Here is a 24003-nt window from a genome sequence, read left to right on the forward strand (position 1 = left end):
CAGTGGGGTCCAGTTTCCTTCTACCGTCGTAGACATGACGAACTCCCTCGTCCCGCCCGCGGGGCCGCGACGCGTCCTGGCCCTGGCCCAGTTGACCAATGCCGTCGGTGACGGCGCCTACCTCGTGACCTCCGCGTTCTACTTCACCCACGTCGTCGGGCTCTCTCCCGCGCGCGTGGGGCTCGGGCTGACCGTCGGGTGGGCGGTCGGGTCGGTGGCGGGCGTGCCGCTGGGGCGGCTCGCGGACCGGCGCGGGGCGCGCGGTACGGCCGTGCTGCTGGCGCTGGCGGCGGGGCTCGCGGTGGCGTCGTTCCTGTTCGTCCGCGGGTTCCTGCCGTTCGTCGCGATCGCGTGCGCGTACGCCGCCGCGCAGTCGGGGCTGGCCGCGGCCCGGCAGACACTGCTGGCGGGGCTGGTGCCCGCCGGGGAGCGGACCGGAGCGCTGGCGTATCTCCAGTCGGCGTTCAACGCCGGGCTCGCGGTGGGTGCGGGGCTGGGCGGGCTGGCGATCCAGGCCGGGACGCGGGAGGCGTATCTGGCGGTGTTCGCGATGGACGCGGTGACGTTCGCGGTGTGTGCGGGGGTGCTGCTGCGGCTGCCGTCGGTGGCGCCGGTGGCTGTGCGGAAACGTCACGGCCTCGGTGTCGTACGGGATCGCCGCTATGTCGCCGTCACGGCCCTCAACACCGTCCTGCTGCTGCGGATGCCGCTGCTCAGCCTCGGGCTGCCGCTGTGGATCGCCGAGCGGACGCAGGCGCCGACCTGGCTGGTGTCCGCGCTGTTCGTGCTCAACACCGGGGCCGTGATGGCCTTCCAGGTACGGATGGCGCGCGGTGTCACGGGGATCGGGTCGGCGGTCGGCGCGGTGCGGCGGGCGGGGTGGGTCATGCTCGCGGCGTGCGCGGTGTTCGCGCTGTCGGCCGGTGCGTCGCCGTGGGTCGCCGCCGGGGTGCTGGTGGCCGGGGCGGTCCTCCAGGTCGTCGCGGAGATGGGGCAGTCGGCCGGGTCATGGCAGCTGTCCTTCGATCTGGCCCCGGCCGACCGGGTGGGTGAGTACCAGGGGTTCTTCGGGACGGGCGTGACCGTGGCGCGGACGCTGGGTCCGCTCGTGGTGACCACGCTGCTGATCGGCTGGGGGACGGCGGGCTGGCTGCTGCTGGGAGGGGTGACGCTGCTGGCGTCGTACGCCATGGGTCCGGCGGCGCGCCGGGGCACCGCCTCCCAGCGGGAGGTCAGGCAGCGGCCCGTGCTCGTGAACTGACCGTCGCCGGTAGCGAGTCCAGGAACAGGGCCCCCGCGAGCAGCCCCGCGCTGCCACGGGGGCTCCACGCGCGCGCGTGAAGGTCCTCGTCGAAGGCGGCCAGGGCCGCGGCACCGGCCTCGGTGGACGTGCCGCCGGCCTCCAGGACGCCGCGGGCGCCCGCCTGGACGTGACGCAGACCGAGCGGCCCCGCGGTGTACAGGAGTTCGGTGTCCTGGAGGGTGGACATCACGGTGAGCAGGGCGTCGAGCCGGGCCTCGGCCTCGGTGGCGCCTGCCGCGCGCGCGGCGGCCAGGGCCCCCACGGCCCGCCGTACGTGCGGGAATCCGGCCCGGGCCTCGCCCCGCGCCCCGGCGGCGCCGTACTTCGCCGACACCGACGAGCCGTGGGAGGGCTTGCGCGGGGCACGCTTGTCGGTGTGCCGGGCGATGCCCTTGGCGGTCGCGGTGATGTCGGTGGCCACGGCTCGGGGGTCCAGGGCGGCCGCGGCGACCAGCAGGCCGAGGGCCCACGTGGCGCCGCGGTGGCCGCCGCCCGCGAGGCCCACCGAGTGCTCGGTGCAGCGGCCGATCGCGCCGAGTTCGGTACGGAGTGCGGGGGTGGGTTCGCCGGTGCGGCGGGCGGCGGCGGCCATCGCCGCGAGGCCGGGCACGAGTGCCTTGGCCGACCAGCGCAGGGAGCAGTGGTCCCGGCGGGTGACGCGGGCGTCGAGGTCACGCGGATCGGGCAGTCCCGGCTTGGGAGCCAGGGCCAGCTGCCCGGTCAGCGCGGTCACGGCGGCCTGCGCCAGCGCTTCGTCCTCGCGGCTGCTCATGGCCGTACCTTACGAGGAGGCCGAGGCCGACGGGGAGGCACTTCCGGTCGGGGCGCCGCTCGGCGGAGTGCCCGTCGGTGCGTCGCTCGGCGGGGTGCCGCCGCCACCGCCGCTGCCCGCGTCGGTGCTCTCGGCGTCGGGGTCGATGCCGAGGGTCAGGAAGCCCTTGTAGCCCTTGGAGGGGTCCTTTTTGTGGACGGCCTTGAGGGTGAGCAGGCCGCTGGAGGCGCCGCCGCCGTCGTACACCATGTCGTTGTCGAGGGTGGTGTAGCTGCCGGAGTGCCGGGAGTAGGGCTCCAGCGTGAAGATCTCCTCGGCGACGGTGTCGTCGAAGAAGAACTGGCCGGTGTAATTGACCTTGCCGCCCTCGTAGGTGCCGTCCTCCTTCTCGCCCCCGGTGTGGACTTTGACGTGGATGTGGCAGGTGCGCGGGGTGTACCAGCCGGGGAAGATCGTCTCGAACTTGACGACCCCGTTGCCGTTGGCGATCTGGTAACCGCGCAGGTAGGTCCGGTCGTCGGCGGTCGAACCGTCCTCGCTCTCGGCGGGGGCGGAGCCGCCGGGGTTGGCGGTGGTGTAGCCGGAGTAGTAGCCCCAGGCGTCGCAGTGCCAGATCTCCACGGCCGCGCCGGGGACCGGGGTGCAGCCGTCGGTGGCGTCGACGACCGTGAGGCGCAGGGTCAGCGGGACGCCGGTCTTGCCCTCGGTGATGTCTTTTCTGACCAGGGCGCCGTCGAGGTAGTACGGACCTTCGGTGACGCTCGTCATGAGCGTCATGCACTCGCTGCCGGTGCTGCCGGCGGATGCCGAGGCCGTCGCGTCGGCGGTGGTGGCGTCGTCGGCGAAGGCCGACTGGTAGCCGGCGACGGCGAGGCCGCCCGCGGCGACCGTGCCGCCCGTCACGGCGATGGCGCGGCGCCTGGTGATCGTCTTGTTCCGGTGGTTTCCCGTCATGACCGGGAAGGTAGGGACGGTGTCCGTCAGGGAGGTGGGGGGAGGCTGAGAGCCGCCTGTGAATGCTGAGGAAGCTGAAGGTCCGCGTCTTCGCGCGTGGAGAAGTCCTCGGGGCGGCGGGCGCTAGACCGCCATGAGCGGCGCGTCCTTCTTCCACTTGAGGATCTTGTCGAAGCTGACCACCGCGCCGCCCCGGCCCGGCTTGTTGCCGATGTGGACGTGGTCGGCGAGCTCCTGGATCAGACACAGCCCGCGGCCGTGCTCGGCCTCGCTGGAGGCACGCCGGACCACCGGGGCGGGACGGCCGAAGCCCGGACCCGAGTCCGCGACCTCGATACGACACTTCTCGCCGTCCAGATAGGCGGTGACCCGGTACGCCTCCGAGGTGCCGCCCTGCTCGGTGTCCCCGCCGTGCTCGACGGCGTTCGCACAGGCCTCGCTGAGCGCCACGGAGAGGTCGTAGGAGATATCGGGGTCCACCCCCGCGGTCTCCATCGTGCCGAGCAGCAGCCGTCGCGCGAGCGGAACGCTCGCGGCTTCGCGGCGCAGATGGAGTGACCACCAGATGCTCATGCTCCAGCCTCCCGGCCGCGGCTCGACATACCGTTACCTATTGCCGCCAGTGGCCAGGTGTAAGCACACAGTTGACGTGACGCCGCCCATATGGGCGATGCGTACCGAGCGGCGCATGGGGTATGTGGGGGTGGTTCATATCAGAGGTTGATCTTCCGGTCGTACCGCCTATACGTCATCTTGTGGGCCTGCCGTAGGGCCGCCGTAAGGCCAGTGCGATGATGAGCCCGCCATGTCTGCCCCCCACCAGCGCACCGGAGACGGTCTCCGGGTCCCGCGGGCCGCGGTGTTCGCCGCGGTCTGCGTCGTGCTGGCCGCCGCCGGGCACACCATGGCCGCCTGCGCCGCCGTTCCGCTGTGGACGCTGGGCGCGGGATTCCTCGGGGTCCTCGCGGTCGCGGCACCGCTCGCCGGGCGGGTGCGCTCGCTGGCCGGGACCGCGGCTCTGCTGGCGCTCGGACAGACCGTGCTGCACACGCTGTTCGGACTGGGACAGCACGGGACGACGACCCAGTCGATGCCCCCGATGCCGTCGGACGCCACTGTGGTGGAGCAGGCCGCGCGGCTGGTCTGCGGGACCACCGCGGCGGCGATCAGCCCCACCCAGGCGGTCCGGATCCTCACCGAGGCGCGCCTCTACCAGGGCACACACGCGCACGGCTCGATGGACACCATGTCCACCGCCGGCGCCTCCACCTCGCTGCTGCCCTCCCTGCCGATGCTGCTCGGCCACGTCCTCGCGGCCCTCGCCGCCGGCTGGCTGCTGCGCCACGGCGACCTGGCGCTGCTGCGGCTGGCCGAACTGTCGGCGCACGGCGTCGCTCACGTGGCGCTCGTGCGGTCCCTGCGCGCAGCGCTCGCTCTGGTGCGCGCCCTGCGGGCCGGACTGCCGGGCGCGCCGGAGGCCGGTCCGCGGCTTCCGCGCACCGACCTGGTCGCGCCCCCCGCGCCTCGTACGACCGCACTCCGGCACGCGGTGATCCGGCGCGGTCCGCCGGCCGCCGACGGTCTCGTCCTCGCCGCCTGACACGACGCGAGCACCCCTTCCTGGGTTGGGGGCCGCCGTCGTGCGGCCACACGCGCGTGCCCTGTTCCGAGTGATCGGGCACCTCTGCGCGCGCGTATCCCTCTTCAACTCCGGAATTCACACGCGAAGTGGAGTGCTCTCTTTCATGAAGGTTTCTCGTCTGGCCGCCGTCGGCGCCCTCGCCGCCTCTGCCGTCGTCGTCCTGTCCTCCCCCGCGTTCGCGCACGTCAGCGTGCAGCCCGAGGGGACCGCCGCCAAGGGCGGTTACGCGGTCGTCGACTTCAGGGTCCCCAACGAGCGCGACAAGGCCTCCACCACCAAGCTCGAGGTCAGCTTCCCGACCGACCACCCGCTCGCCTCGGCGATGCCGGAGCCGATCGCCGGCTGGACCTCCAAGGTCACCAAGTCCAAGCTGGACAAGCCGATCGAGCTGCACGGCCAGAAGATCTCCGAGGCCGTCTCCAAGGTCACCTGGACCGCCACCGGCAAGGGCGTCGAGGCCGGCTACTTCCAGAAGTTCCCGATCTCCATCGGCGCCCTGCCCGAGGACGCCGACGAACTGGTCTTCAAGGCCGTCCAGACGTACTCCAACGACGAGGTCGTCCGCTGGATCGAGGTCCAGGAGGACGGCCAGGAGGAGCCCGAGAACCCGGCTCCCGTGCTGACGCTGTCCGAGGCCTCCGAGGGGGGCCACCACGGCGCCTCGGCGGCCGAGGAGGCCTCCGACAAGACCGAGAACGCCGCCGCCGAGACGGCCGCCCCCGCCGACAGCAGTGACACCACCGCGCGCGTGCTCGGCGTGGTCGGCATCGCCGTCGGCGCGCTCGGGGTCGGGTACGGCGTGCTCGCCGGCCGTCGGCGCACCACCGACGCCTGAGGTCCGACCTTCCGCGCGGTGCACCGGGATCGTGCGACCTGTCCGCACGGTCCCGGTGCACGCCGGGCCCTTCACATCTGGGACATTCTGATATGCGCAAGAAGACGTTCGCCGCGGCCGCGCTGCTCGCCGCCGCATCCCTGACGCTGACCGCCTGCGGCAGCAGCGCCGACAGCGACTCGCCCGTCTCGGTGGTCTCCGAGGAGGCGGGTTCCGACAAGGCCGCCACCGTCCTCGACAAGCCGTTCGAGAAGCCGGACCTCGTCCTCACCGACACCAGCGGCGAGAAGTACGACCTCCGCGAGCAGACCAAGGGCCGGCCGACGCTGATCTACTTCGGCTACACCCACTGCCCCGACGTCTGCCCGCTGACGATGAACAACATCGCCGTCGCCAAGAAGCAGCTGAGCAAGGCACAGCAGGACGAGCTGCGGATCGTGTTCGTCACCACCGACCCCGACCGGGACACCCCGAAGGCGCTCGGCAAGTGGCTCAAGGGCATCGACTCCCAGGTCGTCGGCCTCACCGGCGACTTCGACACCATCCAGGCCGGCGCCCGCACCCTCGGCATCTCCATCGAGCCGCCGCACAAGGACAAGAACGGCAAGATCGTCTCGACGCACGGCACACAGGTCGTCGCGTTCTCGCCGAAGACCGACGGCGGGTACGTCCTCTACGGCGAGGACGCCACCGTCGACGACTACACCAAGGACCTCCCGCGGCTCATCAAGGGAGAGAACCCGTGAGCCGGTTCCCGCTCCTCGCGGCCGCCGCGCTCGGCGTCCTGGTGCTGTCCGGCTGCTCGGACTCCGGCTCCTCCGACGACGGACAGGCCGACCTGTCCGTCAGCGCCGCCTACATGCCCCAGCCGGTCTCCGAGTCGATGGCGGCGGGTTTCCTCACGATCACCAACCAGGGCGGCGCGAAGGACGACCTGACCTCGGTCACCAGCGATGTCGGCCAGGTCACCGTGCACAAGACCGTCGACTCCGCCATGACGGAGGTCAAGAGCCTCGACGTGCCCGCACACGGTCAACTCGTGTTCAAAAGCGGCGGCAACCATCTGATGTTCGAGAACCTGAAGCGGAAGCCGAAGCAGGGCGAGACGGTCTCCGTGGAACTGCACTTCGCGAAGTCCGGCCCGGTCACCGTCGAGATGCCGGTGAAGTCCGCGACGTACCGCCCCAAGACCGGGCACTGAGGGAGGGACCACCTTGACGCAGACCATCGCCCCCCGCGTCCGGATCCTGGTGTTGCTGCTTCTCGCGGCCACCGGACTGCTTCTCGCCGGTGCCGGTCCGGCCTCCGCGCACGCCGCGCTGACCGGCAGCGACCCCCAGCAGGGGGTGGTGGTCGACAAGGCCCCGACCCAGGTCTCGCTCACCTTCTCCGAGAAGGTCGCGATGTCCGACGACTCCCTGCGGGTCCTCGACCCCAAGGGCAAGCGCGTCGACACCGGCAAACCGTCCGACGTCAGCGGCACGACCTACGCCGTCCAGCTGCACAGCGGACTGCCCGACGGCACCTACACCGTCACCTACCAGGTCGTCTCCGAGGACAGCCATCCCGTCGCCGGGGCCTACACCTTCTCCGTCGGCGCCCCCTCGAAGACCACCGTCTCGGCCTCCGGCCCGACCGCCGGCGGCGGAGTCGTCGGCTGGCTCTACGGCTTCGGGCGCTACGTCTCCTACGCCGGGTTCATCGTCATGGTCGGCGGCGCCGCCTTCGTGCTGGCCTGCTGGCAGCGCGGTTCCGGCGTACGGCCCCTGCAACGGCTCGTCGTCTCCGGGTGGCTCGCCCTCACCTCGGCCACCCTCCTGCTGCTGCTCCTGCGCGGCTCGTACACCGGCAGCGGCAGGCTCGGCGACGTGTTCGACCTGAGCCTGCTCGGACAGGTCCTGCAGACCAAGACCGGCGCGTCGATGGTCTCCCGGCTGCTGCTGCTCGCCGCGGCGGCACTGTTCATCGCCGTGCTCTTCGGGGCGTACGACAAACGCGAGGACCAGGAGAAGCGGGACCTCACCTTCGGGCTCGCCATCGGCGGCACCGTCGTGGCTGCCGGGCTCGCGGCGAGCTGGGCGATGGCCGAGCACGCCTCGACCGGGCTCCAGACCGGCATCGCGATGCCCGTCGACGTGGTGCATCTGCTGGCGGTCGCGGCCTGGCTGGGCGGGCTGACCGCGCTCCTGGTGACGCTGTACCGGGCGGACACCCCCATCGAGCGCTCCGCCGTCCGCCGCTTCTCCCGCCTCGCCTTCAGCAGCGTGGTGACCCTCGTCGCCACCGGCATCTACCAGTCGTGGCGCCAGCTCGGTTCCTGGTCGGCCTTCACCGACACGACGTACGGACAGCTGCTCCTCGTCAAGATCGGGCTCGTGACGCTCCTGGTGGGCATCGCGTGGATCTCCCGGCGATGGACCGCGCGGCTGGGGGACAGCGCGGTGGCGCCCGCGGTGGAGGTTCCCGAACAGGAGGAGACTCCGGAGCGGGAGAAGGAGCACGTCAGCGCCCATACCAAGGGCGGCGACTCCCAGCGGGACGCCCAGCTCGCCCGGCAGCGGGCCGCCGTCGACGCGGCGCGGCAGCGGCGGCAGCGGGACGCCGACCCGGACCGCTTCGGGCTGCGCCGCTCGGTGCTCGCCGAGGCGAGCGTCGCCGTCGTGCTGCTCGCCATCACCACCGTGCTGACCCAGACCGAGCCCGGCCGCACCGAGGAGGACGCCAAGGCGGCCACGTCGTCGTCCTCTTCCTCCTCCACCTCGTCCTCGGGCGCGCTGACGCTCGACATGCCGTTCGACACGGGCGACACGGACGGCAAGGGCCTCGTGCGGATCGACCTCGACCCCGCGCGCGTGGGCGCCAACGAGATGCACGTCTACGTGGAGCGGCCCAATGGGCGCGGCTTCGACGTACCCGAGGTGAAGGTGTCCTTCACCCTGGAGTCCAAAGGCATCGGGCCGCTGCCCGTCGTTCCCGACCACATCACCACCGGTCACTGGTCGGCCAACGGCATCCAGCTCCCCGTCGCGGGCGACTGGAAGATCGCGGTGACCGTGCGGACCTCCGACATCGACCAGACCACCGTCTCGAAGAACGCGCAGATCGGCTGAACCACCATGGCTGACCAGTCCATTCCGGAGGTCCGTACTCCCGAGAAGGCACTTGATGACGGCGTTTTGCACAACGCCGTCATCAAGGAAGGCGTTTCGCGGCGCCGGCTGCTCGGGACCGCCGGTGCCACCGGGCTCGTGCTCGGCGCGGCCGGCGGGGCCGTCGGGTATGCCGCCCGGCCCTCCGAGGCCACGCCGCTCGCCTCGGTCGGCGCCGACGAGGCGATGTTTCACGGGAAACATCAGCCCGGCATCCTCCAGGGCCTCCAGGCCTGCGGCCACCTCGTCGCCTTCGACCTGGCGGCGGGCGCCGGCCGCAAGGGCGCGGCCGCGTTGCTGCGCCGCTGGTCCCAGACGGCCCGGCGGCTGATGGCGGGCGAGGGGACGGCCGCGGGCGACACGGATGTCGCGCGGGACGCCGGTCCGTCGGCGCTGACGATCACCTTCGGGTTCGGGCACAGCTTCTTCGCCAGGACCGGCCTGGAGAAGCAGCGCCCGGTCGCCCTGGACCCGCTGCCCGACTTCTCCTCCGATCAGCTCGACAAGGCGCGCAGCAACGGCGACCTGTGGGTGCAGATCGGCGCCAATGACGCGCTGGTCGCCTTCCACGCCCTGCGCGCGATCCAGAAGGACGCGGGGAGCGCGGCCGGCGTCCGGTGGCAGATGAACGGGTTCAACCGGTCGCCGGGTGCCACCGCCCACCCCATGACCGCCCGGAACCTCATGGGGCAGATCGACGGCACCCGCAATCCGAAGCCGAGCGAGCCCGACTTCGACCGGCGGATCTTCGTGCCGTCGTCCGGTTCGAACGACCCGTCCTGGATGGCGAACGGCTCCTACGCCGTCGTACGCCGTATCCGCATGCTCCTCGACGACTGGGAGAACCTCTCGGTCACCGAGCAGGAGAACGTCATCGGGCGCCGCAAGGCGAACGGGGCGGCCCTGTCCGGGGGCTCCGAGACGACCGAGATGGACCTGGAGAAGACGGACGCCCAGGGCAATCTGGTCGTCCCGATCAACGCCCACGCACGCATCACCCGGCCCGACCAGAACGGCGGGGCGGCGATGCTGCGGCGCCCGTTCTCGTACCACGACGGCATCGGCACGGACGGGGTGCCGGACGCGGGGCTGCTCTTCGTGTGCTGGCAGGCCGACCCGCTGCGCGGCTTCGTCACCGTGCAGCGCAAGCTCGATCGCGGGGACGCCCTGTCGAAGTACATCCGGCACGAGTCGAGCGGGCTGTTCGCGGTGCCGGGCGGGGCGGCGGAGGGGGAGTACGTGGGGCAGCGGCTGCTGGAGGGGTGAGCGGACGGGGTGGTCGTGCGGTCCGGGGAGGGTCACGCGAACGTCCGGGGCGGCTTGCGGTCACGCCGGTTCACTCAGCGGAGGGGCTGTCGTGAGACGTGTGCGCCAGGCCGCGCAAGGGCCATTAGGGTGAGGTCATGCCAGCGAGCTATGCGTATCTCGGTCCTGAAGGCACCTTCACCGAAGTCGCCCTGCGCACGCTTCCGGAGACGGCCACGCGGGAGCTGATCCCGTACGTGTCCGTGCAGTCCGCGCTGGACGCGGTGCGCGCGGGCGAGGCCGAGGCCGCGTTCGTGCCGATCGAGAACTCCGTCGAGGGCGGCATCACCACCACCCTCGACGAGCTGGTCGCGGGCGCCCCGCTGATGATCTACCGCGAGGTGCTGCTGTCGATCACCTTCGCGCTGCTGGTCAGGCCCGGCACCGAGCTGTCGGGGATCAAGACGGTCTCCGCACACCCGGCGGCCCAGCCGCAGGTCCGCAACTGGCTGAAGAAGAACCTCCCGGACGCCCTCTGGGAGTCCGCCGCCTCCAACGCGGACGCCGCGCGCCTGGTCCAGGAGGGCCAGTACGACGCCGCCTTCGCGGGCGAGTTCGCGGCTGCCCGGTACGGCCTGGAGGCGCTGGAGACCAACATCCACGACGCCGAGAACGCCCAGACGCGGTTCGTGCTGGTCGGCAGGCCCGCCCGGCCCGCCGCGCCGACCGGCGCCGACAAGACGTCCGTGGTGCTGTGGCAGCGCGACGACCACCCCGGCGGGCTGCGCGATCTGCTGGGCGAGTTCGCCACCCGCGGCATCAACCTGACGGTGCTGCAGTCCCGGCCCACCGGTGCCGGAATCGGCAACTACTGCTTCTGCATCGACGCCGAGGGGCACATCTCCGACCGCCGGGTCTCCGAGGCCCTGATGGGGCTCAAGCGGATCTGCCTCGATGTGCGGTACCTCGGCTCGTATCCCCGTGCGGACATGACCACGGCCGATGTGCAGCCGCCGCTGCGCGGGACGTCGGACGACGAGTTCGTGGCGGCCGCGGACTGGGTGGCGCGTTGCCAGGACGGGCGTTTCTAGCAGGCGTCGAGCAGGAGAACGCGGGGTTTCGGGCCGCTCCTACCTGCATATTTTCGTTATCCACAGGAGTTATCCACAGGCTGCTGTCTCGACCTGGGGACAAGTCGACACGGAAGCGCCACTCAGTCGACAAATCGCCCTACAGCCCGCAACTTCGTCCACAGCTCCACAGGTCACCCTTCGTCCACCCGTTTCCATCGATCAATCCTTTGGAGCTACCCATTTCCACCCGAAAGTGGGTCTGAACAGGGTTTGGTTCGGGAATTCCCAGCCCGGCGAGGCCGGTTCGGAATGATCACTTCCGAAGTCCACAGATCTTTCGCACACCCTGTGGATAACTTTCCGGGGGTGTGGATTCCTGTGGACAGAGCGGCCTCCAAGTCCCTTCCCCCACAAGGGAATCGAGTCAACCAGCCGCCTCTCGCCTGCCTCGTTCCAGGGAGTGAGACGCCTTTTATTGACACGGTACGCAATTCCCCCATAACGGTATGTAAGGCGTAGTTCGGAATAGCGAGTCGTGGGCTCTCACCAGGCACCGGTAGCCTGGGCCGCGTGATTGACCTTCGCCTGCTCCGTGAGGACCCCGACCGAGTGCGCGCGTCCCAGCGCGCCCGTGGAGAGGACGTCGCGCTCGTCGACGCCCTCCTGTCTGCCGACGAGCGGCGCAGGTCGTCCGGCGTCCGCTTCGACGAGCTGCGTTCCGAACAGAAGAACCTCGGCAAGCTCATCCCCAAGGCCTCCGGCGACGAGAAGGCCGAGCTCCTGAAGAAGGCGGGCCAGCTGGCCGCCGACGTCAAGGCGGCCGACGCCGAGCAGCACGAGGCCGACGAGGAGACCAAGCGCCTCGCCCTCCAGCTCGGCAACCTCGTCCACCCCGACGTGCCCGTCGGCGGCGAGGAGGACTTCGTCGTCCTGGAGACGCACGGCACCATCCGCGACTTCGGCGCCGAGGGCTTCGAGCCCAAGGACCACCTGGAGCTCGGCGAGTCGCTGGGCGCCATCGACGTCGAGCGCGGCGCCAAGGTCTCCGGCTCGCGCTTCTACTACCTCACGGGTGTCGGCGCGCTCCTGGAGCTCGCCCTAGTCAACGCGGCGATCGCCCAGGCCACCGAGGCCGGCTTCATCCCGATGCTCACCCCCGCGCTGGTCCGCCCGCGTGCCATGGAGGGCACCGGCTTCCTCGGCCAGGCCGCGGAGAACGTGTACCACCTGGAGAAGGACGACTACTACCTGGTCGGCACCTCCGAGGTCCCGCTCGCCGCGTACCACATGGACGAGATCCTCGACGCCGACAAGCTGCCGCTGCGCTACGCCGGCTTCTCGCCGTGCTTCCGCCGCGAGGCCGGCACCTACGGCAAGGACACGCGGGGCATCTTCCGCGTCCACCAGTTCGACAAGGTCGAGATGTTCTCGTACGTCGCCCCCGAGGACGCCGAGAACGAGCACCAGCGGCTCCTGGACTGGGAGAAGCAGTGGCTGACCGGCCTGGAGCTGCCCTTCCAGGTCATCGACGTGGCCTCGGGCGACCTCGGCGCGTCGGCGTCCCGCAAGTTCGACTGCGAGGCGTGGATCCCGACCCAGGGCAAGTACCGCGAGCTGACCTCGGCGTCCAACTGCGACAGCTTCCAGGCCCGCCGTCTTTCGGTGCGCCAGCGTGACGGCAAGAAGGTGCAGCCGCTCGCCACGCTCAACGGCACGCTGTGCGCCGTACCGCGCACGATCGTGGCGCTCCTGGAGAACCACCAGCAGGCCGACGGCTCCGTGTACGTGCCGCCGGTGCTGCGTCCGTACCTGGGCGGGCGTGAGGTGCTGGAGCCCGTTGCCAAGTGAGTACGGCCGCTGAGTTTCCCTTCAAGCTGATCGCGACCGACCTCGACGGAACGCTCCTGCGCTCCGACGAGTCGGTCTCGCAGCGCACGCGTGCCGCCCTCGCGGCGGCGACCGAGGCCGGTGCGGCGCACATCGTCGTCACCGGCCGCGCGGTGCCGTGGACGCGGCACATCCTCGACGACCTCGGCTATGACGGGCTCGCGGTCTGCGGGCAGGGCGGGCAGGTGTACCACGCCGGGGAGCATCGGCTGCTGACGTCGGTGACGCTCGACCGGCAGCTGGCGGGGGTCGCGCTGGCCAAGATCGAGGCGGAGGTCGGACCGCTGTACCTGGCGGCGAGCCGGGACGGTCTCGACGGTGCGGTGCTGGTGGGGCAGGGGTACGCGCTCACCGGGGACCTGCCCGCGACGCCGTTCACGGATGCGGCCGATCTGTGGTCCGCGCCGCTGAACAAGATCTACATCCAGCATCCGCAGCTGTCGGACGACGAGCTGGCGGAGGCGTCCCGGCGGGCGGCGGGCGGCTTCGTGTCCGTCGCGATGGCCGGTGCGGGGATCGTCGAGCTGCTGCCGTTGGGGCTGTCGAAGGCGACGGGACTGTCGCTGGCGGCCCGCCGGCTCGGTCTGAAGGCCGCGGACACGATCGCCTTCGGTGACATGCCGAATGATGTGCCGATGTTCGGGTGGGCCGCTCGGGGCGTGGCCATGGGCAATGCGCACGAGGAGCTCAAGGCGGTGGCCGACGAGGTGACCGCGTCCAACGAGGACGACGGGATCGCGGAGGTCCTGGAGCGTCTGCTGGGTTGAGGTTGTCGGGTGACTGCGGGCCGTCTGTGGCTGGTCGCGCCCACGCGGCGGTAGCCGCAGATCGACACAGCCCCGCGCCCCCAGGTGGGTCCTGTGCCGTGTGCTTCAACGTCTTGCGGAGGATGCACGGATCGAACGTGCGCGGGCGTTAACCCGACCGCGGCTTAGCAAGCCGGTGCCTTTCCACTCGGCCAATCCTCCGGGTGGGCGGCCCACGCGAGAGCGACATCGCGTGCTCGAAGCGGCCGCCCCGGGCAGCTCCCGAGCGAGCGGGTCCGACGGTGGCGTAACTACACCGGAACCCGCCACGGACTGCCCTGAAGGGAGCTGGACGTACTGTCGTGCATGGACATCGTCCACCTCCTCTCCCAGAACGTGGCGCCGGAGTCACTCTCCGGCGTGGACACAACCATCGTGCCTGTACGCCGAGTTGGACGCCACTGATTAAAAGCGGCCGGGTGTTCGCCTACCGCCGCCACCACTTGCGGCGCGCCTTGCTGAAGAACCAGCCCGCGGGCGGCTCGTCGGAACGCCACGGCTGCGGCTCGGGCTGCTCGCCGCGCCAGCGGGCGGCGAGCATACGGGCCCGGGCGGACGGCTCGGAGGACTCCGCCGAGCGTATGAAGTCCTCGTCCAGGACAAGGCCGTCCCAGGTGTCGTCCCCGGATCGGGCCCGCCCGTCGTGGTGCGCGTCCGCCATCCCCGTTCCTCCTCGCAGTGCTTCCCTGCTGCCCAGTCTGCCCGGGCAGTGGTGAAGTCCCGGTCAATAAGCCCGGCGTCTACTCCTCGCCCGCCAGCGTCAGCGTCCGCAGCTTCTGTCCCGCGTACCAGGTGGCGAGCACGGTCACCGCGACCAGCAGCACCGTGGCCGTCGTCAGCCCGACGTCCGAGGTGACCAGGTCCCCGCCGGCGACCTTCTGAGCCACCGCCAGCGACCACTGCTGGACGCTGAGCGTGCGCGCCCCGGCGACCAGGGAGCCGAACAGGGCCTCCCAGACAAGGGCGTAGACGAGACCGAAGACCACCGCGTGCCGGGACACCGTGCCCAGCAGCAGGAACAGCGCGGCATAGGCGATGGAGGAGACCAGCGCGGCCACCGTGTAGGCGACGGCGATCTGCTGGCCGTTGCCGTTGAGGATGAAGCCCGCGATCAGGGTCGGCAGCGCCGAGAACACCATGGTCACGGCGACCGCGACGATCAGCTTGGTAAAGATGATCGTCGGCCGTTTGATCGGCTTGGACAGCAGATACACCACCGAGCCGTCGTCGATCTCCGGGCCGATCGCGCCCGTGCCGGCGATGACACCGATGATCGGCACCATCGTGGCCAGCGCGAGGCCGCCCAGGAGGTCGGCCGTGGTCTGGTCGTCGGCGCCCACCAGAGCCCGAACGATCACGGAGATCAGGATCAGCAGTGCGGGCAGGGCGCCCAGGATGAGGGCCCGGCGCCGGCCGAGCAGGGCCCGGTAGGTGAGTCGGGCGACTGTGGGGTCGTACATCTTGGGCCTCCTACGCCGCGACCAGATACGAGAACACGGACTCGAGGGACTCGTCGGACGGCGAGACCGTGAGCAGCCGGATGCCGTGGTCGCGGGCGACCTTGGGCAGCAGCGCGGTGAAACGGCCGAAGTCGACGGCCTGGACGCGCAACGCGCCCTCCGCCAGGTCGACTTCGATGCCGGACGTCGACGGGTCGGCGATCAGCGCGGCCGCGAGGGCGCGGTCGTCGCTGGAGCGCACCAGATATCGGTGCGGCCGGTCGGTCATCAGACGGCGGATCTTGCGGAAGTCACCGCTGGCCGCGTGGCGTCCGGCCACCACGACCTCGATGTGCCAGGCGAGTTGCTCGACCTCTTCGAGGATGTGGGAGGAGAACAGCACCGTGCGGCCCTCGTCGCCCATCCGTCGCAGCAGGTCCATGAGCTGCATGCGCTGACGCGGGTCCATCCCGTTGAAGGGCTCGTCGAGGAGGAGCAGCGACGGGTCGTGGACGAGGGCGCTGGCCATCTTCACGCGCTGGCGCATGCCCTTGGAGTACGTCTGGATCTTGCGGTCCTGCGCGTACTCCATCTCGACCGTGGCCAGCGCCTTCTGGGCGGCCTTGGCCCCCAGACCGTGCAACTCGGCGTTGGCGACGACGAATTCACGGCCGGTGAGGAAGTCGTACATCGCCTCGCGCTCGGGGACGATGCCGATGTGCTTGTAGATGTCCTCGTTGCGCCACACCTGCTGGCCGTCGAGGGTGACGGTGCCGGTGGAGGGCGCGAGGAAGCCGCCCATCATGTTGATCAGGGTGGACTTACCGGCGCCGTTGGGGCCGAGAAGGCCGGTGACGCCGGGGCCGATCGTCATGGTGATGTCGTTGACGGCGACCACGTTGCCGAACCAGCGCGAGACGTGGTCGATGTTGAGCGTGGTCACAGTCCGACCTTTCGGTAGCGGCGCAGCAGCAGGCCGTAGCAGGCGGCGATGAGGCCGAGGACGGCCAGGACGTAGACCACGCCCTCGCCGTTCGAAGGACCTACCGCGCCGGGGAAGGCCGAGGTCGCGCCGAGGAACGCGGTCTGCAGTCCGTCGATGAGGGTGACCGGGGAGAACAGGCCGATCCACGGGACGGCGTCCGAGCTGCCCTGGGCGTCGGCGATGGCCTGGAGCGTGGAGACCGCTCCGTAGGAGATCGTCATGACGGCGATCACGGCCGCGATGCCGAAGCCGCGGCGCGGCGTGACCGAGGCGATGACCAGACCGATGCCGGCGAACAGCAGCGAGAGCAGTGCCACCGAGACCAGTCCCTGTGCGAATCCCTTGGTCTGGTCGGCGAAGTCCAGCTTGGCCAGCAGTGCGCCCACATAGAGCACGACCAGAGGGGCGGCGGTGAGGATGAACATCGCCGAGGCCAGCGCCGCGTACTTCGCGCGGACGTAGTCGGCGGTCTCGATCGGCCGCGAGAAGTACAGCGGCACGGTCTTGAAGCGCAGGTCCCGCGAGACGGACTGGGGTGCCTGGGAGGCGATGTAGAGGCTGATGACGGCCTGCATGACGATCGCGTAGCGCGTGTAGTCGACGGGCAGGTCGTTGGCCTTGGTGGCGACCGCGACGGCGACCATGATGGCCGCGGGCACGCACATCACCACGAACAGCAGCATCGGCAGCACCTTGGACTTCACCGACCGGCCGAGGCCGTAGGAGCCGCGCAGGGACTGCGAGTAGAGGGAGCGGGTGGCGTAGGAGCGGCCGAGTCGGGGGCCGTCATAGGTGCGGTAGCCGATGTTGTGGATGCGGGTCTGGTCACCCGGTGTCGCGACCGGTGTCGACAGAGGCTGCTCAACTGCCATGGCCGACGGCCTCCTTCCGCTGCTCGCTGGTGTCCTGGTCGTCGGTAAAGACCTCGGAGATGTGATGCCGGCGCTGCTCCATGCGGACCAGGCCGAGGCCGAGGTCGGCGACCGCGTCCCGGACGACGTCGTACGTCTCCTCGCCCTGTGCGGTCAGCAGCAGGATGTGGCCGGCGCCCGGCAGGGCGCTGTTCGCGTCGAGGACTTCCACCCCGCGCGCGTGGAGCGCTTCTCGTACCGCGCGGGTGCCGTCGGGGTGCGCGTCGGTGTCGGTGACCTCGATCGCCAGGGTGGTCGTGGTCTGGGTGAAGTCGGTGGTGGAGCTGGAGCGCAGCAGCTTGCCGCCGTCCACGACGACGACGTGGTCGCAGGTGCGTTCCAGTTCGCCCAGCAGGTGCGAGGTGACCAGGACCGAGATGCCGAAGTCGGTGTAGATACGCCGGATCAGGCCCAGCATGTCGTCGCGGCCGACCGGGTCGAGGCCGTTGGTCGGCTCGTCCAGGAAGACCAGCTGCGGGTCGTGGACCAGGGCCTGGGCCAGCTTCACGCGCTGCTTCATGCCGGTGGAGTAGCCGCCGATGGGGCGGTACCGCTCCTCGTACAGCCCGACGTGGCGCAGCGTGTCGGCGGTGCGTTCGCGCGCGGCGGCGGGCGGCAGGCCGGACATGCGCGCCATGTGGACGACGAACTCGGTCGCCGAGACGTCGGGCGGCAGACAGTCGTGCTCCGGCATGTACCCCACGCGCTCACGAATGGCGCCGCCCTTGGTGGCGACGTCGAGTCCGAGCACTTCGGCACGGCCCTCCGTGGCGGGGGACAGACCCAGCAGGATCTTGATCAGTGTGGACTTGCCGGCTCCGTTTGCTCCGACGAGTCCGGTCACACCGGGCCCGACGTCGACGGAGAGCCGGTCAAGCGCGGTCACCCGGGGGAACCGCTTGCTCAGGCTTTCGGTCGCGATCACAGTCACGAGATAGACGGTAGTGACGCGGACCACGCCGGTCGTCACACCGCAGAGCTGTCTTCGGGTCAGCCTCCAGACGTACGGGCCCGTAGGGGATGCCATGCCTGAGAGCTACGCGGGGGCGTTTTCCACAGGCCGCGACCCTGCTATTGACGCTGACTCTAACAACTGTCACATTCGGTGATGTCAAGTTACGGACACGTAGCGCAGTCGACGTGGACTGGGTGGGGCGGAGTGGCATGACGACGGCAGTGACAGACGAACGGGCCGCTGAGCTGCGCGGGTTCAGAAAGGTCCAGCGGCTGGCGTACGAGTGCGCCGAGGCCGTCGCGGCCCGCCTCGAGCCGGGGGTGACCGAGCGTGAGGCGGCGCGGATGCAGCGCGAGTGGCTGGGCGAGCGCGGGGTGCGGGACTGGTTCCATCTGCCCTTCGCCTGGTTCGGGGACCGCACGGCGTTCGTGAACTTCCGCGTCCCGCTGCAGTTCTTCCCCACGAACCGCAGGCTGGAGCCGGGCATGCCGTTCATCCTGGACATGGCCCCGGTCCACGAGGGCTTCACGGCGGACATCGGCTACTCGGGCTCGCTGGGCGTCAACCCGGTGCAGGACAAGCTGATGGACGACCTCCGGGCGCATCGCGAGCTGATCCTCTCCAAGGTGCGGGAGCGGCGGTCGCTGCGCGAGATCTACCAGGACGTCGACCGCCTCATGGTCCGCCAGGGCTACGCCAACCGGCACCGCGCGTATCCCTTCGGGGTGATCGCGCACAAGGTGGACCGGGTGCGGGAGCGCCGCTGGTCGCCGAAGGTCTTCGGCTTCGGCACCCAGTCCCTCAAGGGCCTGGCGGCCGACGCGCTGCACGGACATCGCGAGGGCTGGTCGCCGCTGTGGTCGCCGTACCGCTTCTCCGACCATCCGCCGCGGCCGGGTCTGTGGGCGGTCGAACCCCACCTCGGTTTCCGGGGCACGGGCGCGAAGTTCGAGGAGATCCTCGTCGTCACCGACTCCAAGGACCCCGGACAGAGCGCCTTCTGGCTGGACGACGATCTGCCGCACGTGCGGCGCTGGACGGAGGGGGAGTGAGCGGCGTGACTCTTGAAGGTGCGCGCGAGCGCCGGGTGCGGACCGGCGGTATCGAGCTGTGTGTCGCCGAGCTGGGGGACCCGTCGTGGCCGACGGTCGTCCTGGTGCACGGCTATCCGGACAGCAAGGAGGTGTGGTCGCGGGTCGCGGCACGGCTGTCGGACCGCTTTCACGTCGTCCTCTACGACGTCCGGGGCCACGGCCGCTCGTCGGCGCCGCAGCCGCTGCGCGGCGGGTTCACCCTGGAGAAGCTGACGGACGACTTCCTGGCTGTCGTGGACGCGGTCAGCCCGGACCGGCCGGTGCATCTGGTGGGCCACGACTGGGGTTCGGTCCAGGGCTGGGAGTTCACCACGGTCCGGCGCACCGAGGGCCGGATCGCCTCCTTCACCTCGATGTCCGGGCCGTCCCTGGACCACTTCGGGCACTGGATCAACGGCCGGATCAAGCGCCCCACCCCACGCCGCGTCGGCCAGCTCCTCGGCCAGGGCGCCAAGTCCTGGTACGTGTACGCGCTGCACACGCCCGTGCTGCCCGAACTGGCCTGGCGCGGCCCGCTCGGCAAGGCCTGGCCGCGCCTCCTGGAGCGCGTCGAGCGGGTCCCCGGCGACGGCTACCCGACCTCCTCGCTGCCGACGGACGCGGCCCACGGGGCGTGGCTGTACCGGGACAACGTCCGCCCCCGTCTGCGCAGACCACGCCCGGACGCGTACGCCCACGCGCCCGTGCAGCTCATCACGCCGCTCGGCGACGCGTTCCTGTCGGAGTGGCTCTACGACCAACTGGAGCAGTGGGTCCCGCAGTTGACCCGGCGCACCCTCCAGGCACGGCACTGGATACCGCGCTCACGGCCCGACCAACTGGCCTCCTGGATCACGGAGTTCGTCACCTCTGTGGAAGGCGGGCGCCCCGAAGCGGTGACGGTCACCGGCAAGTACGCCGACCGCTTCGGCGGGCAGCTCGTGCTCGTCACGGGTGCCGGCAGCGGCATCGGGCGGGCCACCGCCTACGCGTTCGCGGAATCCGGCGCACGCGTGATCGCCGTGGACCGGGACGCCGAAGGCGCGACCCGTACCGCCGAGATGTCCCGGCTGATCGGCTCCCCCGAGGCCTGGGCGGAGACCGTCGACGTCTCCGACGAGCAGGCCATGGAGAAACTCGCCGCGAAGGTCGCCGCCGAGTACGGCGTGGTGGACGTCCTGGTGAACAACGCCGGGATCGGCCTGGGCGGCTCCTTCTTCGACACCAGCCCCGCGGACTGGAAGAAGGTCCTCGACGTCAACCTGTGGGGCGTCATCCACGGCTGCCGGCTGTTCGGCAGGCAGATGGCCGAGCGCGGACAGGGCGGCCACATCGTCAACACCGCGTCGGCGGCCGCCTATCAGCCCTCCAAGGCGCTGCCCGCCTACAGCACCTCCAAGGCGGCGGTGCTGATGCTCAGCGAGTGCCTGCGCGCGGAGCTGGCCGGACAGGGGATCGGGGTGAGCGCGATCTGCCCCGGCTTCGTCAACACCAACATCACCTCGACCGCACGCTTCGCCGGGGTGGACGCCGACGAGGAGAAGCGGCGCCAGAAGCGGACCGCGCGGCTGTACGGACTGCGGAACTACCCGCCGGAGAAGGTCGCCGACGCGATCCTGCGGGCAGTCGTGCGCAACGAGGCGGTGGTACCGGTGACACCCGAGGCCCGCGGCGCGCGCCTGCTGGCCCGGGTCTCACCGCGCGCGCTGCGGGCGATCGCGCGGCTGGAGCCACCGCTGTGAGGTCCCTGGACGGCGTCCGCGGCGTGCCGTCGTCCTTCGGGCCCCTGCTCCGCCAGGCGGCATGAACGGCATCCAGAGGAGGGTCGTGTGAGTGACGTACCGGCGCTCCGGATCGAGGACCTCGCCCACCTGAGCGGCGCCACCGTCCGCACCATCCGCGCCTACCAGGACCGCGGCCTGCTCCCCCGCCCCGAGCGCCACGGCCGCGCCAACCTCTACTCCGACGCCCACCTCGTCCGCCTGCGCCAGATAGCCGATCTCCTCGACCGCGGCTACACCCTGGCCTCCATCAAGGAGCTCCTGGAGGCCTGGGACACCGGGCGCGGCCTCGGCGGCGTGCTCGGGCTGGTCGCCGAGGTCGACGGACCGTGGAGCGACGAGGCGGCGGTCCGGATCTCGCGCGCCGAGCTGGAGGAGCGGTTCGGCGGCACTCCCGACGACGCGGCCATCGCCGACGCCGTGGAGCTCGGTGTGCTGGAGCCGGTGCCCGGCGACACGGACTGCTTCCTCGTGCCGAGCCCCCAAGAGCTGGCCGTGGCCGTCGAGTTGCACGCGACGGGAGTGCCGCTGTCGGCCATCTCCGGCCATCTAAGGGAGTTGAGGGGTCAGGTCGAGCACATCGCCGCCCGTTTCCTGGAGTTCACCACCGAGCACGTCTTCGCCCGCTACCTCGAGGGACCGCACCGTCCGACCGACGCCGACGCGGCCGAAGCGGCCTCTCTCGTACGCCGGCTGCGGCCGCTCGCCCAGCAAACCGTGGAAGCGGAACTCGCCCGTGCGATGAGGCTGTTGGCGGTCCGGCATCTTCGCCAGCACCTGGACTCGGGCATGGGGCCGCCGGAGCAAATTTCGTCACGCTCTGTGCCACTGCCCGAGGAGACAATGCGGGCGGTGGAGGGGCTGGTTGGTGCGGAGGGTGTGGCGGAGTTCATCGCGCTGGCGGCTGAACGGGAGGTGCGGGCAAGGGGGTTGGACGCGCTCACGTCAAAGCGACGGCCCCCAGCAGATCTTGACGAACTGGGCTGACATGACGGTGAGTTGTCCACAGAAACGCCAAGTAGCCTGTGGATAACTACACTTGATTGTGGATCAAACCTCCGCGCCAAAACAAAATGCGTGATGCGCGTCTCTCCCGTCATGCTGAGCAGATGGACGAAAGACGCACCGTGAAGGTGTCGAAGTACCTCTCGAAACACCTGCGCCACCAACCCGAGCGGATCGGCCTCGTCCTCGACGAGGCCGGATGGGTCGAGATCGACGTACTGATCGCCGCCGCCGCGGCGCACGGCTTCCGGTTCACCCGCGAGGAACTGGACCATGTGGTCGCCGCCAACGACAAGAAGCGCTTCGCGATCGAAGGCGCCCGGATCCGCGCCAGCCAGGGCCACAGCATCGAGGTGGACCTCGGACTGCCCCCGGCGACCCCACCGCCGTACCTCTACCACGGCACCGTGGACCGCTACCTGGACGCGATCCGCGCCGAGGGCCTCCGCCCCATGAACCGGCACGACGTGCACCTCTCACCCGACCGTGAGACGGCGACCCGGGTCGGCGCCCGCCGCGGCCGGCCCGTGGTGCTCTCCGTGGACACGGGCGCGATGCACCGCGACGGCCACGTCTTTCACGTCAGCGCGAACGGGGTGTGGCTGACGAAGGCGGTGCCGCCGGAGTACCTGAGATTTCCCGCGCCTCACTGACCGGACCTCCGGCATGATCAGTGGTATGGACCACAGTGGAACCCACCTCCCCACCACCGAGGCCGCCGTCACCGCCCTGCGCGCCCTAGCCGCCGAGTACGCGCTCGAGATCGAGGTGACCCACGACATCGGCGCCGACCAGACCTCGCGCCGCAGCGCCGCGGGCGTCGGCGTCACCACCGACCCGGACGGCTCCCTGCCGCACGAGGCGTACGTCGAGCTCGGTGGCCGGCCCCGCGTGGACGTACGGCTCTTCCCGGACGACGACGCGCTCATCACCGTCGACGGCGTCGAATGCCCCGACATCGCCCGCGACGACGTGCCCGCCTTCCTGCGCGCCCTCTACGACGGCCGCGCCTGGGTCAAGGTGCGCCGCTTCCCGCCGGGCAACTATCTGATGGTCCCGCTGCCGGGCGACCGCGTACACAAGGAGTTCATCCTGGTCGGGCTCAGCCCCTGGCTCAGCAGCCGAGGGCGATGACCGAGCGGTGACTGTCGGTCACTGTTTCACGTGAAACGGGCGGGTCCGCATACGCTCGAATCATGAGTCTGCGTCTGAGCACCGTGATCCTCCCGTACCGCCGCTGGCACGAGGGGAGTCGTGAGGCATGGCAGCGCGCGGAGCAGCTCGGCTTCCACACCGCGTACACCTACGACCATCTGTCCTGGCGCACCTTCCGGGACGGCCCGTGGTTCGGTGCCGTGCCGACACTGACCGCCGCGGCGGCCGTCACCGACCATCTGCGGCTGGGCACCCTGGTGACCTCACCGAACTTCCGGCACCCGGTCACCCTCGCCAAGGAACTGATCTCCCTCGACGACATCTCCGGCGGCCGGGTCACCCTCGGCATCGGCGCGGGCGGCACCGGCTTCGACGCCACGGCCCTCGGCCAGGAGCCGTGGACACCGCGCGAGCGTGCCGACCGGCTCGCGGAGTTCGTCCCGCTGCTGGACCGGCTGCTGACCGAGGCTTCGGTGTCCTACGAAGGCGACTTCTACTCGGCGCACGAGGCGCGGAACATCCCGGGCTGTGTGCAGCGGCCCCGGCTGCCCTTCGCGGTCGCGGCCACCGGTCCGCGCGGGCTGCGGCTCGCCGCCCGTCACGGGCAGGCGTGGGTGACCACCGGCGACCCGAAGCTGTACGAGAACGGCACTCCTGAACAGTCGATTCAAGCCATTCGCGGACAGGTCGACAAGCTCGCCGACGCATGTGCGGAGATCGGCCGTGATGTGACCGGGCTCGACAAGATCCTGCTCACCGGATTCACCCCGGACCGCGCCCGGCCGCTGCAGTCGCTCGACGCGTTCGTCGACTTCGCGGGACGGCACCGGGAGTTGGGCTTCACGGAGATCGTCGTCCACTGGCCGATCGCCGACTCGGACTTCGCCGCGGACGAGAAGGTCTTCGAGCAGATCGCCATGGAGGCCCCGGCACAGCTGGGCCGGGGCGACGGAGCGTGATCGGGCCGGTGGGGGCGGTAACTACTCACATGTGCGGGCTCTCGCACGACCGTGCGGGCATATGCGGGAGAATG

24 protein-coding genes and 1 tRNA gene are annotated in these 24003 nt (G+C 70.6%); 16 read left to right on the forward strand and 9 right to left on the reverse strand.

Annotation, left to right across the window (positions count from 1 at the left end):
* The first annotated feature begins 34 nt into the window (after positions 1–34).
* Positions 35–1261 carry an MFS transporter gene (locus OG381_RS23690; RefSeq protein WP_327718069.1) on the forward strand — a complete coding sequence of 409 codons (1227 nt, stop codon included), beginning with the start codon at positions 35–37 and terminating at the stop codon, positions 1259–1261.
* On the opposite strand, the gene OG381_RS23695 is transcribed toward OG381_RS23690, so the two are convergent.
* The 3 genes from OG381_RS23695 to OG381_RS23705 all read right to left on the reverse strand — a co-directional run bounded on the left by OG381_RS23695 (position 1233) and on the right by OG381_RS23705 (position 3602).
* Positions 1233–2075 carry a triphosphoribosyl-dephospho-CoA synthase gene (locus tag OG381_RS23695; RefSeq protein ID WP_327718070.1) on the reverse strand — a complete coding sequence of 281 codons (843 nt, stop codon included), beginning with the start codon at positions 2073–2075 and terminating at the stop codon, positions 1233–1235. The genes OG381_RS23690 and OG381_RS23695 overlap by 29 nt on opposite strands.
* A gap of 9 nt (positions 2076–2084) precedes the next feature.
* Positions 2085–3029: an intradiol ring-cleavage dioxygenase gene (locus tag OG381_RS23700; protein WP_327718071.1), complete on the reverse strand. Its 945-nt coding sequence runs from the start codon at positions 3027–3029 to the stop codon at positions 2085–2087.
* Positions 3030–3152: 123 nt separating this feature from the next.
* The gene (locus OG381_RS23705) at positions 3153–3602 is read right to left on the reverse strand and encodes an ATP-binding protein (protein WP_327718072.1); all 450 of its coding nucleotides are present in this window, start codon (positions 3600–3602) and stop codon (positions 3153–3155) included.
* Positions 3603–3834: 232 nt separating this feature from the next.
* On the opposite strand from OG381_RS23705, the gene OG381_RS23710 reads away from it, so the two are divergent.
* From OG381_RS23710 to OG381_RS23750, 9 genes are all read left to right on the forward strand, one after another.
* The gene (locus OG381_RS23710; RefSeq protein WP_327718073.1) at positions 3835–4629 is read left to right on the forward strand and encodes a hypothetical protein; all 795 of its coding nucleotides are present in this window, start codon (positions 3835–3837) and stop codon (positions 4627–4629) included.
* A gap of 145 nt (positions 4630–4774) precedes the next feature.
* Positions 4775–5506, forward strand: a complete 732-nt coding sequence (locus OG381_RS23715) for a YcnI family copper-binding membrane protein (protein ID WP_327718074.1) — start codon at positions 4775–4777, stop codon at positions 5504–5506.
* 92 nt (positions 5507–5598) lie between these two features.
* Entirely contained in the window at positions 5599–6252 is a 654-nt protein-coding gene (locus OG381_RS23720) for an SCO family protein (protein WP_327718075.1), read from the forward strand.
* A complete protein-coding gene (locus OG381_RS23725) occupies positions 6249–6707 on the forward strand; it encodes a copper chaperone PCu(A)C (RefSeq protein WP_327718076.1) in 459 nt (152 codons plus the stop codon). The genes OG381_RS23720 and OG381_RS23725 overlap by 4 nt, the downstream gene beginning before the upstream one ends.
* 13 nt (positions 6708–6720) lie before the next feature.
* Positions 6721–8616 carry a copper resistance CopC/CopD family protein gene (locus tag OG381_RS23730; RefSeq protein ID WP_327718077.1) on the forward strand — a complete coding sequence of 632 codons (1896 nt, stop codon included), beginning with the start codon at positions 6721–6723 and terminating at the stop codon, positions 8614–8616.
* A 6-nt stretch (positions 8617–8622) separates the two neighbouring features.
* Complete coding sequence (gene efeB / locus OG381_RS23735) at positions 8623–9921, forward strand: iron uptake transporter deferrochelatase/peroxidase subunit (RefSeq protein ID WP_327718078.1); 1299 nt, start codon at positions 8623–8625, stop codon at positions 9919–9921.
* A gap of 137 nt (positions 9922–10058) precedes the next feature.
* On the forward strand, positions 10059–10991 hold the full coding sequence (pheA, locus tag OG381_RS23740; protein WP_327718079.1) for a prephenate dehydratase: 933 nt from the start codon (positions 10059–10061) through the stop codon (positions 10989–10991).
* A 552-nt stretch (positions 10992–11543) separates the two neighbouring features.
* The gene (gene serS / locus OG381_RS23745) at positions 11544–12821 is read left to right on the forward strand and encodes a serine--tRNA ligase (protein WP_046256448.1); all 1278 of its coding nucleotides are present in this window, start codon (positions 11544–11546) and stop codon (positions 12819–12821) included.
* Complete coding sequence (locus tag OG381_RS23750) at positions 12818–13627, forward strand: HAD family hydrolase (protein WP_327718080.1); 810 nt, start codon at positions 12818–12820, stop codon at positions 13625–13627. The genes serS and OG381_RS23750 overlap by 4 nt, the downstream gene beginning before the upstream one ends.
* Positions 13628–13743: 116 nt before the next feature.
* On the opposite strand, the gene OG381_RS23755 is transcribed toward OG381_RS23750, so the two are convergent.
* From OG381_RS23755 to OG381_RS23780, 6 genes are all read right to left on the reverse strand, one after another.
* A tRNA-Ser gene (locus OG381_RS23755) sits at positions 13744–13828 on the reverse strand.
* Between the two features lie 265 nt (positions 13829–14093).
* A complete protein-coding gene (locus tag OG381_RS23760; protein ID WP_327718081.1) occupies positions 14094–14327 on the reverse strand; it encodes an SGM_3592 family protein in 234 nt (77 codons plus the stop codon).
* A 79-nt stretch (positions 14328–14406) separates the two neighbouring features.
* Positions 14407–15126: an ABC transporter permease gene (locus OG381_RS23765; protein ID WP_307028597.1), complete on the reverse strand. Its 720-nt coding sequence runs from the start codon at positions 15124–15126 to the stop codon at positions 14407–14409.
* Between the two features lie 10 nt (positions 15127–15136).
* On the reverse strand, positions 15137–16048 hold the full coding sequence (locus tag OG381_RS23770; protein ID WP_327718082.1) for an ABC transporter ATP-binding protein: 912 nt from the start codon (positions 16046–16048) through the stop codon (positions 15137–15139).
* Positions 16045–16962, reverse strand: a complete 918-nt coding sequence (locus OG381_RS23775) for an ABC transporter permease (RefSeq protein ID WP_327718083.1) — start codon at positions 16960–16962, stop codon at positions 16045–16047. Before OG381_RS23775 ends, OG381_RS23770 begins: the two co-directional genes overlap by 4 nt.
* Positions 16952–17926, reverse strand: coding sequence for an ABC transporter ATP-binding protein (locus tag OG381_RS23780; RefSeq protein ID WP_046256587.1), 975 nt, complete (start codon positions 17924–17926; stop codon positions 16952–16954). The genes OG381_RS23775 and OG381_RS23780 overlap by 11 nt, the downstream gene beginning before the upstream one ends.
* 239 nt (positions 17927–18165) lie before the next feature.
* Here OG381_RS23780 and OG381_RS23785 point away from each other — a divergent pair, with 239 nt between their 5' ends.
* The 6 genes from OG381_RS23785 (at position 18166) to OG381_RS23810 (ending at position 23929) form a co-directional block, all read left to right on the forward strand.
* Complete coding sequence (locus OG381_RS23785) at positions 18166–19008, forward strand: M24 family metallopeptidase (protein ID WP_327718084.1); 843 nt, start codon at positions 18166–18168, stop codon at positions 19006–19008.
* Positions 19009–19013: 5 nt separating this feature from the next.
* Positions 19014–20771, forward strand: a complete 1758-nt coding sequence (locus OG381_RS23790; protein ID WP_327718085.1) for an SDR family oxidoreductase — start codon at positions 19014–19016, stop codon at positions 20769–20771.
* 87 nt (positions 20772–20858) lie between these two features.
* Positions 20859–21797, forward strand: a complete 939-nt coding sequence (locus tag OG381_RS23795) for a MerR family transcriptional regulator (RefSeq protein ID WP_327718086.1) — start codon at positions 20859–20861, stop codon at positions 21795–21797.
* 122 nt (positions 21798–21919) lie between these two features.
* The gene (locus OG381_RS23800; protein ID WP_307028585.1) at positions 21920–22468 is read left to right on the forward strand and encodes an RNA 2'-phosphotransferase; all 549 of its coding nucleotides are present in this window, start codon (positions 21920–21922) and stop codon (positions 22466–22468) included.
* A gap of 13 nt (positions 22469–22481) precedes the next feature.
* Positions 22482–22949 carry a hypothetical protein gene (locus tag OG381_RS23805; protein WP_443061928.1) on the forward strand — a complete coding sequence of 156 codons (468 nt, stop codon included), beginning with the start codon at positions 22482–22484 and terminating at the stop codon, positions 22947–22949.
* Positions 22950–23011: 62 nt separating this feature from the next.
* On the forward strand, positions 23012–23929 hold the full coding sequence (locus OG381_RS23810) for an LLM class flavin-dependent oxidoreductase (protein WP_327718088.1): 918 nt from the start codon (positions 23012–23014) through the stop codon (positions 23927–23929).
* The last annotated feature ends 74 nt before the right edge of the window (positions 23930–24003 follow it).

The sequence above is a fragment of the Streptomyces sp. NBC_00490 genome, from assembly GCF_036013645.1.
GTDB classification, from domain to species: domain Bacteria; phylum Actinomycetota; class Actinomycetes; order Streptomycetales; family Streptomycetaceae; genus Streptomyces; species Streptomyces canus_F.

Bases quoted from the DNA above. Each gene is read 5' to 3' on its own strand.
- OG381_RS23760 (WP_327718081.1), bottom strand. From the start codon at position 14,327: ATGGCGGACGCGCACCACGACGGGCGGGCCCGATCCGGGGACGACACC.
- OG381_RS23720 (WP_327718075.1), top strand. From the start codon at position 5,599: ATGCGCAAGAAGACGTTCGCCGCGGCCGCGCTGCTCGCCGCCGCATCC.
- OG381_RS23765 (WP_307028597.1), bottom strand. From the start codon at position 15,126: ATGTACGACCCCACAGTCGCCCGACTCACCTACCGGGCCCTGCTCGGC.
- OG381_RS23715 (WP_327718074.1), top strand. From the start codon at position 4,775: ATGAAGGTTTCTCGTCTGGCCGCCGTCGGCGCCCTCGCCGCCTCTGCC.
- OG381_RS23690 (WP_327718069.1), top strand. From the start codon at position 35: ATGACGAACTCCCTCGTCCCGCCCGCGGGGCCGCGACGCGTCCTGGCC.
- OG381_RS23775 (WP_327718083.1), bottom strand. From the start codon at position 16,962: ATGGCAGTTGAGCAGCCTCTGTCGACACCGGTCGCGACACCGGGTGAC.
- OG381_RS23805 (WP_443061928.1), top strand. From the start codon at position 22,482: ATGATCAGTGGTATGGACCACAGTGGAACCCACCTCCCCACCACCGAG.
- OG381_RS23800 (WP_307028585.1), top strand. From the start codon at position 21,920: ATGGACGAAAGACGCACCGTGAAGGTGTCGAAGTACCTCTCGAAACAC.
- OG381_RS23710 (WP_327718073.1), top strand. From the start codon at position 3,835: ATGTCTGCCCCCCACCAGCGCACCGGAGACGGTCTCCGGGTCCCGCGG.
- OG381_RS23705 (WP_327718072.1), bottom strand. From the start codon at position 3,602: ATGAGCATCTGGTGGTCACTCCATCTGCGCCGCGAAGCCGCGAGCGTT.
- OG381_RS23695 (WP_327718070.1), bottom strand. From the start codon at position 2,075: ATGAGCAGCCGCGAGGACGAAGCGCTGGCGCAGGCCGCCGTGACCGCG.
- OG381_RS23700 (WP_327718071.1), bottom strand. From the start codon at position 3,029: ATGACGGGAAACCACCGGAACAAGACGATCACCAGGCGCCGCGCCATC.
- pheA (WP_327718079.1), top strand. From the start codon at position 10,059: ATGCCAGCGAGCTATGCGTATCTCGGTCCTGAAGGCACCTTCACCGAA.
- efeB (WP_327718078.1), top strand. From the start codon at position 8,623: ATGGCTGACCAGTCCATTCCGGAGGTCCGTACTCCCGAGAAGGCACTT.
- OG381_RS23810 (WP_327718088.1), top strand. From the start codon at position 23,012: ATGAGTCTGCGTCTGAGCACCGTGATCCTCCCGTACCGCCGCTGGCAC.
- OG381_RS23785 (WP_327718084.1), top strand. From the start codon at position 18,166: ATGACGACGGCAGTGACAGACGAACGGGCCGCTGAGCTGCGCGGGTTC.